Genomic DNA, 11,481 nt, shown 5'->3' with positions numbered 1-11,481 from the left:
CCACATTCGCGAAGGCCGAGGGGCGGGTATAACTAACGGACACCCATCGACATGCGAGGAAAGCGTTATGCGTTATCAAAAACTGGGCAATACCGGACTGTTTGTTTCAGAACTCTGCCTCGGCACCATGACCTTCGGCGGCGAGGGCGGCATGTGGGGCAAGATTGGCCAGCTCAGGCAAAACGACGCCGAGCAGCTGGTGGGCCGCGCGCTGGACGCCGGCATCAACTTTATCGACACTGCCGACGTCTATTCGGAAGGACGCTCGGAGGAGATCCTCGGTCAGGCGCTGAAAAACCTGAACGTCCCGCGCGAAAACGTGGTGGTCGCCACCAAGGTGTTCGGCGAAACGGGGACCGCGGGAGTGAACTCACGCGGCGGCTCGCGCTATCACATTATCGGCAGCGTAAAGGAGAGCCTGCGCCGCCTGCAGCTCGATCATATCGATCTCTATCAGCTACACGGCTTCGATCCGGCGACCCCCATCGAAGAGACCCTCTATGCGCTGGATAACCTGGTGCAGCACGGCCACGTGCGCTATATCGGCGTCTCTAACTGGGCGGCCTGGCAGATTGCCAAAGCGCTGGGCATTTCCGAACGCCTGGGCCTGTCCCGTTTCGCCTCACTCCAGGCGTATTACACCATCGCCGGACGCGACCTGGAGCGCGAGCTGGTGCCGATGATGCAGAGCGAAGGCGTCGGGCTGATGGTCTGGAGCCCGCTGGCGGGCGGCCTGCTGAGCGGGAAATACGGCCGTGACGGGCAGAGCGAAACCGGAGGCCGTCGTCTGGAGTTTGACTTCCCGCCGGTGAATAAAGATCGCGCCTTCGACTGCGTGGACGTGATGCGCGTCATTGCCGAGCGTAAGGGCGTCTCCGTGGCGCAAATCGCGCTGGCGTGGCTGCTGCATCAAAAAGCGGTGACCAGCGTGATTATCGGCGCGAAACGGGTCGAGCAGCTGGAGGACAACATTGCCGCCACCGGGATCCGCCTGAGCGAAGACGAGCTAAAAGAGCTTGATGCCGTCAGCGCGCTGCCGCGCGAATATCCGGGCTGGATGCTGGAGCGGCAGGGCGAGCATCGCCGCAGCCAGCTCGCGCAGCAGTAACCTTCCTTCCCCCCCCGGCGGCGCGTCGCTTGCCGGGGCTTTTTCTTTTGCGCCGCTCACAAAAAACGATCCTCCCCTTTGATCGACATTTCATCTTCGCCTATATGACTAGTCATGAGAATTTAAATGACTAGTCATATAGGGAGAGAGCATGAACAAATTGCTGCCGGCCAACTTTTTATGGGGCAACTCGGTATCCAGCATGCAGACGGAAGGGGCCTGGAATGAGGGCGGAAAGGGAATGTCGGTCTACGACATCCGCGAGGCGGGAGAAAACATCTCCGACTGGAAAGTTGCCACGGATTCCTACCACCGGTACCGGGAAGATTTCGACCTGATGCAGGATCTGGGCATGAACTGCTACCGTTTCCAGATTTCCTGGAGCCGGGTCTGTCCGCAGGGCGACGGCGAGTTCAACGAGGAAGGCATCGCCTTTTACGATCGCTTTATCGACGATCTGATCGCCCGCGGTATAGAGCCGATGATCTGCCTTTACCATTTCGATATGCCGCTGGCGCTGGCGCAGGAGTACAACGGCTTTAACGATCGCCGCGTGGTGGAGGCCTTTATCCGCTACGGCAAAAAGATGATCGACTGCTTCGGCGACCGCGTGAAGTACTGGCTGACCTTCAACGAGCAGAACATTTTCCATATGCCGGAAGCCTTCCGCATCTCCGGCTATATGAAAGGGGAGCAAACCCTGCGCGAGCTGTATGAGCTCCAGCACCATGCGATGGTGGCGCACATGGCGTTAACCGAATACCTGCACCAGACAAAGCCGGGCCAGCTGATGGGCGGCATGCTGGCGCACCAGCTGGTTTACCCGGCCACCTGCAAACCGCGCGATATCTTCTGCGCCCTGCAGTACGACGAATTTCTCAACCAGAACCTGCTGCGCGTCTTTGCCGGTCAGGGCTACAGCCCGGCGGTCATGGCGGTGGTGGAGCAGGAAGGGTTCGGCGATATCTACCGTGCTGAGGATCTTGCGCTGCTCGCGAGAACCAAAAACGACTTTATGGCCTTCAGCTACTATGCCAGCAAAACGCTCGACAGCGATGCGATCCCGGAAGGCACGCCGGTGAACTATTACCTGCTGCACGGCGAGAAAAATAACCCGTACCTGAAAGCCACAGAGTGGAACTGGCAGATCGATCCGCTGGGCTTTCGCACCATCATCACCCGCTACGCCAACGACTGGCGGATGCCGGTGTTCCCGATTGAAAACGGCATCGGGGTGATTGAATCCTGGGACGGCGTAAACCCGATCGACGACACCTACCGCATTGACTATCACCGGGCGCATATCGAGGCCATGAAGGCCGCCATGTTCGAGGATGGTGCTGAAGTTATGGGCTATCTCGGCTGGGGGTTGATCGACATTCTCAGTTCGCAGGGGGACATGCGTAAGCGCTACGGCGTGGTCTACGTCAACCGCGAAAACCATGATCTGAAAGACCTGAAGCGCGTGCCGAAGAAAAGCTACGTGTGGTTAAAACAGGTCATCCATACCAACGGACGCGATATGTAAGCCGTACGCTGCCGGGCCGTTTTTGTGACTGATTGATGGGAACTCTCCGCTATGTCTGAAACAAAAATCACACCGCACATGCAGTCTTTTGTCGATAAATTTGTAGCGTTCTCGGCGCGCCTGGCAAACCAGGTGCACCTTCGCTCCCTGCGCGACGCCTTCGCCACGGTAATGCCGATTTTCATCCTCGCCGGCCTGGCGGTGCTGGTGAACAACGTGGTCTTCCCGTGGCTTTTTGAAGGCGACACGCTGGTGAGATTTAAGGTGTGGGGCGAGGCGATCGTCAACGGCACGCTGAATATCGCCGCGCTGCTGCTGGCGCCGATGATTGCCTGGTCGCTGGCGCGCAACAAAGATTTCGACAATCCGGTCTCGGCAGTGGTTATCGCCGTCAGCAGCTTTATCATTATGATGCCGATGCGCGTCCCGCTTACGCCCGTCGGCAGCGACGCCGCGGTAAACGTTACGCAGGTGCTGACCTTCGCCAATATCGGCTCCACCGGCATTTTCGCCGGCGTGCTGATTGGGCTGCTTTCAACCGAGCTGTTTATCGCCATTTCGCGGCTCAGGGTGCTGCATATCTCGCTGGGAGAGAACGTGCCGCCGGCGGTCAGCCAATCCTTCACCGCGCTGATCCCGACTATACTTACGCTGTCGCTGTTTGCGGTGCTGGCGGCGCTGCTGGCAAACGTGCTGCACACGGATCTGATCCACCTCATTACCACGTTTATTCAGCAGCCGCTGCGGCTGATTAACACCAGCCTGCCGGGGACGATTTTTATCTACAGCTTCGGCAACTTCCTGTTCACGCTCGGCATTCACCAGTCGGTGGTGAACAGCGTGGTGCTGGAGCCGTTTCTGCTGATTAACACCAACGAAAACATGCTGGCCTTTGCCGGTGGTCAGCCGATCCCGCACATCATCAACAGTATCTTCGTTCCGACCTTTGGCATGGTGGGCGGAACGGGCAGCACCATCTCGCTGCTGATTGCTATCTTCATCTTCTCGCGGCAGCGGTCGGCGAAGCAGGTGGCGCGTCTGTCGCTGGCGCCGGGCCTGTTTAACATCAACGAGCCGGTGATTTTCGGCCTGCCGATTGTCTTTAACCTGCCGCTGATGATCCCGTTTGTGCTGCTGCCCGCCATCGGCATTTACTTCGCCTGGCTCTGTACCACGCTTGGGCTGATGTCGCGCTGCGTGGTGATGATCCCGTGGACAACCCCGCCGCTCCTCAGCGCCTGGCTGGCGACGGCGGGGGACTGGCGCGCCGTGGTGGTGCAGTTGGCAATCATCGTATTTGGTGTATTCTTCTACCTGCCTTTCCTCAACGTTGCCGAGCGAGTGGCCCTGAAAAACAGCGGGACAGAAAACTAATCATAAGGAAGGACGATGGCGGCGAAGTACATCACCATAGCGCGGGAAATTAAGAAACGGATTATCAGCCAGCAGTACGCCGCCAATGAACCGCTGCCGGACCAGTTTGCGCTGGCGGCGGAGTTCAGCACCAGCCGGATGACCATTCAGCAGGCGATGCGCCAGCTGATCGTTGAAGGGCTGGTGTATACCCGCCAGGGGCAGGGCACGTTTATCCGCAAAAACTTCCTTCAGCTGTCGCAGTGGGATCTCTCCGGCAGCGACTACTTCGGCGCAACCAAAACCTGGGAGCATCTGGGCACGGTGAGCAGTCAGGTGGTGCACTTTGAGCTGCGCTTCCCGAACGAGAAAGAGCAGGCGTCGCTGATGATTAACCCGGATACGCCGGTTTACGATTTTATCCGTCTGCGCTTGCTGAACGGCGAGCCGATGTCGCTTGATTCCACCGTGATGCCGCTCAGCCTGGTGCCCGGCCTGAATAAAACCCATCTTGAGAGTTCGGTGTTCCGGTATGTTCAGGAGACGCTGGGGCTGAAGATCATGGGGTCGTATCGCGTGGTGCGGGCGCTGAAGCCCAGCGCGCTGGATATGCAGCATCTTGTCTGCGAGCAAACCGATCCGGTGCTGGAGGTGGAGCAGGTGATCTATCTGGAGGACGGTACGCCGCTGGAGTACGCGCACTGTCACTATCGTTACGACCACGGCGGCATCGTTATCGTCAATAACGGATAAAAAAAAAGCGGGCATCAAAGCCCGCTTTTTTTACGCGTTTCGCGATTAGTTCAGGCGCACAGGCATACCGGAACGGTTCTGAATCGCCTGGTCAACAATGGTTGTTTCCACGTCCGCCTGAGAGGTAACGGACTGCACCGCGCTGGTCAGCTTAATCGGTACGATTTCGTTGTTGTTGATCTGCTCTTCGCTGGTGGACAGCGGGTTGTGCACTTCAATGTAACGGCTGCCGTCAGGCTCTGACGTCGCCTTCACCGGTTCGTTAATGAACTGCACGCGCGTGCCGACCGGCACGTTTTCGAACAGGAATTTGATGTCTTCGTTACGCAGACGCACGCAGCCGTGGCTTACGCGCAGGCCGATACCGAAGTTGGCGTTGGTCCCGTGAATCGCATACAGACGGCCAATGTACAGCGCGTACAGGCCCATCGGGTTATCCGGGCCGGCAGGCACAACTGCCGGGAGCGGCTCGCCCGCAGCGATGTACTCGGCGTGCATTTTGGCCGTTGGCGTCCAGGTTGGGCCCGCTTTCTTACGCTCAACTTTGGTGGTCCAGTTCAGCGGGGTATCTTTGCCCAGCTGGCCGATACCGATTGGCAGTACGATCACGGTGTTGGTGCCTTTCGGGTAGTAATACAGACGCATTTCGGCGCTGTTAATCACGATACCTTCGTGCACGGTATCCGGCAGGATCAGCTGCTGTGGGATGTTGAGCACGGTTCCCGCTTTCGGCAGATACGGGTCAACGCCCGGGTTAGCTTCCATCATGTTAGACAGGCCGAGCTGATACTGCGCCGCAAAGTACTCCAGCGGCTGGGTGTTGCCTTCCGGTACCGTCACCACCTGGTTTTCACCCACCAGACGGCTACCGTCCGTAGGCAGGGGATACGTCACCGCAGAAGCGGTCTTACAAAAACCTACTACGGCTAACGCCGCCGCAAAAAGCGTTGTTAATTTCATGTTCATGTTATGCGAGGTATCTAAGCCATTCCGGCGATGAGTTGATAAGACTGAATCTGTAATGGGAGCGCATTATATGTGCATTCCCGCTAACAGTGAATTCAGATGTGTACGAAATCACATTTTTTTCGAATTTGTTAAAGTTTAGTGGAATGCCGCAACACGGGATCTCAATTCGGAATTGTGGCATAATGCCGCGTTTATCACACTTTTCGCAGGAATCTCTCCGTGTTAGTTACCAGCAACGTCACTATGCAGTTTGGCAGTAAGCCGCTGTTCGAAAATATTTCCGTCAAATTTGGCGGCGGCAACCGTTACGGCCTGATTGGTGCCAACGGTAGCGGAAAATCCACCTTTATGAAGATCCTCGGCGGCGATTTAGAGCCGACGCTGGGCAACGTGTCGCTCGATCCGAACGAGCGCATCGGTAAGCTGCGTCAGGATCAGTTCGCCTTCGAAGAGTTCACCGTGCTCGACACCGTGATCATGGGGCACGCGGAGCTGTGGGAAGTGAAGCAGGAGCGCGATCGTATCTACGGTCTCGCCGAAATGAGCGAAGAAGACGGCTATAAAGTGGCCGATCTGGAGACCCAGTACGGCGAAATGGACGGCTACTCCGCGGAAGCGCGTGCGGGCGAACTGCTGCTGGGCGTGGGCATTCCGGTCGAACAGCATTACGGCCCGATGAGCGAAGTCGCGCCAGGCTGGAAGCTGCGCGTGCTGCTGGCCCAGGCGCTGTTCTCTAACCCGGACATTCTGCTGCTCGACGAACCGACGAACAACCTGGACATCGACACCATCCGCTGGCTGGAGCAGACGCTCAACGATCGCGACAGCACCATGATCATCATCTCGCACGACCGTCACTTCCTGAACATGGTTTGTACCCACATGGCGGATCTGGACTACGGCGAGCTGCGCGTATATCCGGGCAACTACGACGAATACATGACGGCGGCAACCCAGGCGCGTGAACGTCTGCTGGCCGACAACGCCAAGAAGAAAGCGCAGATTGCTGACCTGCAATCCTTCGTCAGCCGCTTTAGCGCCAACGCCTCTAAATCGCGTCAGGCCACCTCGCGCGCCCGTCAGATCGACAAAATCAAGCTGGAAGAAGTTAAAGCCTCCAGCCGTCAAAACCCGTTCATCCGCTTCGAGCAGGACAAGAAACTGTTCCGTAACGCGCTGGAAGTGGAAGCCCTTACCAAAGGCTTCGATGAGGGTCCGCTGTTTAAAAACTTCAACCTGCTGCTGGAAGTGGGCGAGAAGATTGCCATTCTGGGCGCCAACGGCGTGGGTAAATCCACCATGCTGAAAACCCTGGTCGGCGAACTGCAGCCGGACAACGGTACCGTGAAGTGGTCTGAAAACGCGCAGATTGGTTACTACGCGCAGGACCATGAATACGAATTCGAAAACGACCTCACCGTCTTCGACTGGATGAGCCAGTGGAAGCAGGAAGGCGACGACGAGCAGGCGGTGCGCAGTATTCTGGGGCGCCTGCTGTTCAGCCAGGACGACATCAAAAAGCCTGCTAAAGTGCTCTCCGGTGGAGAGAAGGGCCGTATGCTGTTCGGCAAGCTGATGATGGAAAAACCGAATATTCTGGTGATGGACGAACCGACCAACCACCTGGATATGGAATCTATCGAATCGCTGAACATGGCGCTGGAGATGTATCAGGGCACCCTGATCTTCGTTTCCCACGACCGTGAGTTCGTCAGCTCGCTGGCGACCCGCGTGATTGAAATTACGCCAGAGCGCGTGGTGGACTTCACCGGTAACTACGAAGATTACCTGCGCAGCAAAGGTATCGAGAGTTAAAAAAAACCGGGTGGCGGCTTCGCCTTACCCGGCCTACGTTCTATTCCCTCTCCCCGTGGGAGAGGGTTAGGGTGAGGGCATCAGGCCGAACTACACCACCCATTCGCCCCCTTCAACCCCATTCACCAGCAGCTTGCGTTTTTCCCCCGCCGGCAACGACACCTTCAGCGCTTTCCACGCCGGGCGATAGTCGCCGCGCGCGTTGACCTTCAGGTTAATGGTTGTCGCGTCGCATACCATTTCCCACTCTACCCACAGCGCGTTGCCGTTCTGGTAGCCCCAGCTTTCACCGTCGTCTTCAAACAGCAGACCGGTGCTGGTGCCGACGCCTTTCACCGGGAACAGCTTCAGCTCGCGGGTATCGTCTTTATCGGCGCTCACGTGCCGGATGCGTTCGCTGAGCGGCAGGCCCGCTCCTGCACGCACCAGCAGCGGCAGTTTTTCCAGCGGTGCATCCAGGGCGATCCACTGCCCGCCGGAGAACCACTCGTGAGTGTAAAAATCGTACCAGCCGGTTTCGTTGTCCGGCAGCCAGAGGCGGCGCTCGCGCTGCCCGGCTTCCACAACGCTTGCCACCAGCAGGTCGCGGCCCAGCAGGAACTCGTCGCACTCTTCGAAGGTCTGCGCGTCGTGCTCGTGATCGAGGAAGGTCGGGCGCAGCATCGGCTCGTCGTCGGCGTGCGCCTGCCAGAGCAGGGTGTAGAGATACGGCAGCAGGCGGTAGCGCAGCTCAATCGCGCTGCGGATGGCAGGCGTGACGCCCGGATACATCCACGGCTCGTTCACCGTGCGATCGTCATTCCAGGAATGGATGGTAAAGCGCGGATGCATCACGCCGTTCTGCACCCAGCGCACAAACAGCTCGGCATCGGGTTTGTCCCCGGAGAAACCGCCGACGTCATGGCCGACGTTAAACAGCCCGGACAGGTTCATGCCCAGCCCCATGCGGATGTTATAGCGCAGGGTGTCCCAGCTGGTGCGGTTGTCGCCGCTCCAGGTCTGGACGTAGCGCTGCATCCCCGCGCAGCCAGAGCGGGAGATCAGATAAGGACGTTTATCCGGCGCGAAGCGCTGCTGCGCTTCCAGCGAGGCGCGCATCATCAGCAGGGGCATCACCGGCCGAATGTGCTTGATGGCGATCTCCCTGCCGAAGCCATAGCAGCGCGCTTCTCCGTCCCACACCTCGTACTCGTTATTGTCGTTCCAGGTTGAGTCGATGCCCATCTCCAGCAGCTGCGTGGTCACGCCGTTCTGCCACCACTGCACCGTCTGCGGGTTGGTAAAGTCGAGGTGCGACCCTTCGTCGTCCCAGAAGCTTGAACGTTCCGGTGCATCGGTTTCTGAATCACGAATGAACAGGCCGCGTTCCGCCACTTCACCGTAGCGCGGGTGATCCTGCAGCAGGCACGGCTTGATGTTGGCCGCAAGCCGCAGCCCCGCGTCGTGGAACGCCTGGCTCATTGCCTTCGGCTGCGGCACCTTGTCGTAGTTCCAGTTAAAGACGTAGCGCTTGCCGTTGATGGAGGTATAGCCGGAGGAGAGCTGGAACGAGTCGCACGGAATGGCGTGCTCGTCGCACAGGCGGATGAAGTTCATCAGCTGGTTCTGCGCGTCCGGCGCGTCGGTGTAGTGCATGGTCGAGCCGCTGTAGCCCAGGCTCCATTTCGGCCCGAACAGCGTTTTCCCGGTCAGGCGAACGAAGGCCTTAGTGACGTCCAGCGCGCGGCTGCCGGTAAAGAGGTAGTAATCAATATCGCCCGCTTCCGCCTGCCAGCGGCGGTAGGCGGTGTGGTAGTTGTCGATCTCGTTGCCCAGATCCAGCCAGCAGCTGCTCAGGTTGTCGTAAAACAGGCCGTAGCTCACGTCGTCGCGGCGGGTAAGGGTAAACGGGATGTGCTTGTACAGCGGGTCGGTGCTGGCCGCGTTGTAACCCATCGCGTCGAGGTTGCGCATCTCATAGCGTTTGCCGTTGCGCTGTAAATCACCCGCTTTCTCGCCGAGGCCATAGAAACGCTCGTCCTGGCGGCGGCTCAGATAGTGCGCCACGCCGTCGCCGTGGGCGTTCAGCAGGTAGGCGCTGGTCGGGCGGTCGTTGACCAGCGGCTGCCACTCGCCCGCGTCGTTACGGTAGTGCCACTCGAGCCACAGGGGCTGATGAACGGTTACGCGCAGCTGTTCTGTCGCTACGGTTAAGGTGTCGCCCTCCTGCGCCAGCGTCCAGGCAGGGCAGGAGAACCCGCTAATATCGTCACGACGACGGCCTTCCCACGGCACGTCCTGCTCAGGGGCGATGCTCCAGGTACGGTCCAGCGCCAGCTCGCCTTTGCGTTTGATCAGCACGCGGAACAGGTTCTCTTCCAGCACGTACAGGCACAGGCGATGCTGATTATCCACCAGCAGTTCCAGATGATTCGCCGACTGTTTATCGACGGTCCAGTTTTTCAGGGTTTTCATATGCAATACATCCACTATCAGGCGCGCTTGGCGCGACGTTCAGCAATAAATGCCACCAGGAAAACAGCGCCAATCAGGTCGAAGAAACCCATGGCGATAAAGAGCGGGTTGAAGCCGATTTTGTCGGCGGTCACGCCGATTAACAGAGAGAACAGGAAGCTGGCGATCCACGCCGCCGATCCGCGCATGCCGTTGACGGTCGCCATCTGCCCTTTATCAAACGACTCCACCACCAGGGCGCTCAGCATGCAGGAGATAATCTGGTGCCCGAAGCCGCCGATGGAGATCAGCACGATGGTGATATACGGATCGCGGGTCACGGCCACGACCGCCAGGGAAATCATCAGAAATGCCCCGGTTACGGAGCTGGCCACGACCGAGTTAACGCGCGTGCAGCCAAACCAGCGGGTGTAGAGGCGGGTGAGGTAGCCGCTCGCCACGCTGCCGAGATCGGCTGCCAGGAACGGCAGCCAGGCGAACATCGCGATCTGCTTCAGGTCCATGCCGTGCTCTTTGGCGAGGTAGAGCGGCACCCAGAAGCTCAGCACCGCCCAGGCCGGTTCCGCCATAAAGGCCGGAATGGCGATACCGTAAAAGCGTTTGTTCTTCGAGACGGTTTTCAGCGCGGTCAGGAAGGGCAGTTTTACCGCAGGCGGTTCGTTATCCTGCTTGATAAACGCCAGCTCATCGCTGCTGAGGTTCGGGTGCTGCTCCGGGTTGTGGTAGAACGCCCACCAGAGGATCACCCACACCAGCGCCAGCACGCCGGTAAACATAAACGCGCCCTGCCAGCCAAACGACGCGTGGGCAAAGTAGATGATAGGCGGGGCCAGCATCGCGCCGACGGAGAAGCCCACGCCCGCCCAGCCTGCGGCGACGGGGCGCTCTGATTTTGGAAACCATTCACCGATGGTTTTGGCGTTTGCCGGCGTCGCGGCGGCTTCGGAAGCCCCCATAAAGAAGCGCAGAATAGCGAGGTGCAGCCAGCTTCCGGCGCCCGCGTGGAAGATACACATCAGCGCCCAGATCCCGGCGCAGACCATAAAGCCAATCTTCAGGCCAATAACGTCAATCAGCCAGCCGCACAGGGGCTGGAAAATGGTGTAGGCAATCTGGAACGCGCCGACGATCCAGGAGTATTGCTCGGTGGTGATCCCAAGGCTCTCCTTCAGCTCCGGAGCGAGAATGCCTAACGAGTTACGGGTGATGTAGTTGACGGTCACGCCAAGAAGGAACAGCACCAGCACGTACCAGCGCAGGTTCTTGATGACGCGACGCGTTTTGCTTGTCGCAAGGGTGTTATTGATGTCCTGACTCATTTTCTTCTCCACAAGACGGACGGTAAGGGGACAAAGGTTCAGGCGTCACGCAGCGTCAGGTTTTTGAAAGTTATCGGTTTTAGAGACTTAAGCTGCTATACAACTAGTATGGAAGTTGTGTGACAGGTTCACCTTATGAAAGAAAACGGGCAGGGAATAGTGGATTTTGTGCAAACTTTCTC

At 58.5% G+C, this 11,481-nt stretch carries 8 protein-coding genes; 5 read left to right on the top strand and 3 right to left on the bottom strand.

What is annotated here, in order from left to right; all coding sequences use genetic code 11:
* Positions 1-67 precede the first annotated feature (67 nt).
* The 4 genes from IM304_RS04915 (at position 68) to IM304_RS04900 (ending at position 4,742) form a co-directional block, all read left to right on the top strand.
* Positions 68-1,108 (top strand): aldo/keto reductase, encoded by a 1,041-nt coding sequence (locus tag IM304_RS04915; protein ID WP_193356603.1) that lies wholly within the window; start codon positions 68-70, stop codon positions 1,106-1,108.
* 151 nt (positions 1,109-1,259) lie between these two features.
* Entirely contained in the window at positions 1,260-2,636 is a 1,377-nt protein-coding gene (locus IM304_RS04910) for a glycoside hydrolase family 1 protein (protein ID WP_193356602.1), read from the top strand.
* Positions 2,637-2,687: 51 nt separating this feature from the next.
* On the top strand, positions 2,688-4,010 hold the full coding sequence (locus tag IM304_RS04905) for a PTS sugar transporter subunit IIC (protein WP_193356601.1): 1,323 nt from the start codon (positions 2,688-2,690) through the stop codon (positions 4,008-4,010).
* 15 nt (positions 4,011-4,025) lie between these two features.
* Complete coding sequence (locus tag IM304_RS04900) at positions 4,026-4,742, top strand: GntR family transcriptional regulator (RefSeq protein ID WP_148418675.1); 717 nt, start codon at positions 4,026-4,028, stop codon at positions 4,740-4,742.
* A 45-nt stretch (positions 4,743-4,787) separates the two neighbouring features.
* Here IM304_RS04900 and ldtB read toward each other — a convergent pair whose 3' ends face one another.
* Positions 4,788-5,708 carry a L,D-transpeptidase gene (gene ldtB, locus IM304_RS04895; RefSeq protein WP_193356600.1) on the bottom strand — a complete coding sequence of 307 codons (921 nt, stop codon included), beginning with the start codon at positions 5,706-5,708 and terminating at the stop codon, positions 4,788-4,790.
* Positions 5,709-5,930: 222 nt separating this feature from the next.
* On the opposite strand from ldtB, the gene IM304_RS04890 reads away from it, so the two are divergent.
* The gene (locus IM304_RS04890) at positions 5,931-7,526 is read left to right on the top strand and encodes an ABC-F family ATPase (RefSeq protein ID WP_003858434.1); all 1,596 of its coding nucleotides are present in this window, start codon (positions 5,931-5,933) and stop codon (positions 7,524-7,526) included.
* Positions 7,527-7,616: 90 nt separating this feature from the next.
* Here IM304_RS04890 and IM304_RS04885 read toward each other — a convergent pair whose 3' ends face one another.
* Together IM304_RS04885 and IM304_RS04880 are read right to left on the bottom strand one after the other, a co-directional pair.
* A complete protein-coding gene (locus tag IM304_RS04885; RefSeq protein WP_193356599.1) occupies positions 7,617-9,980 on the bottom strand; it encodes a TIM-barrel domain-containing protein in 2,364 nt (787 codons plus the stop codon).
* A 17-nt stretch (positions 9,981-9,997) separates the two neighbouring features.
* Positions 9,998-11,299 (bottom strand): MFS transporter, encoded by a 1,302-nt coding sequence (locus IM304_RS04880; RefSeq protein ID WP_148418678.1) that lies wholly within the window; start codon positions 11,297-11,299, stop codon positions 9,998-10,000.
* Positions 11,300-11,481: the final 182 nt, after the last annotated feature.

The organism is Enterobacter cloacae complex sp. P40C2 (assembly GCF_014930695.1).
Taxonomy (GTDB): Bacteria; Pseudomonadota; Gammaproteobacteria; order Enterobacterales; family Enterobacteriaceae; genus Enterobacter; species Enterobacter pasteurii.
The sequence above is the reverse complement of the archived record's forward strand: the minus strand, read 5'-3'. Positions and strand labels throughout refer to the sequence as shown.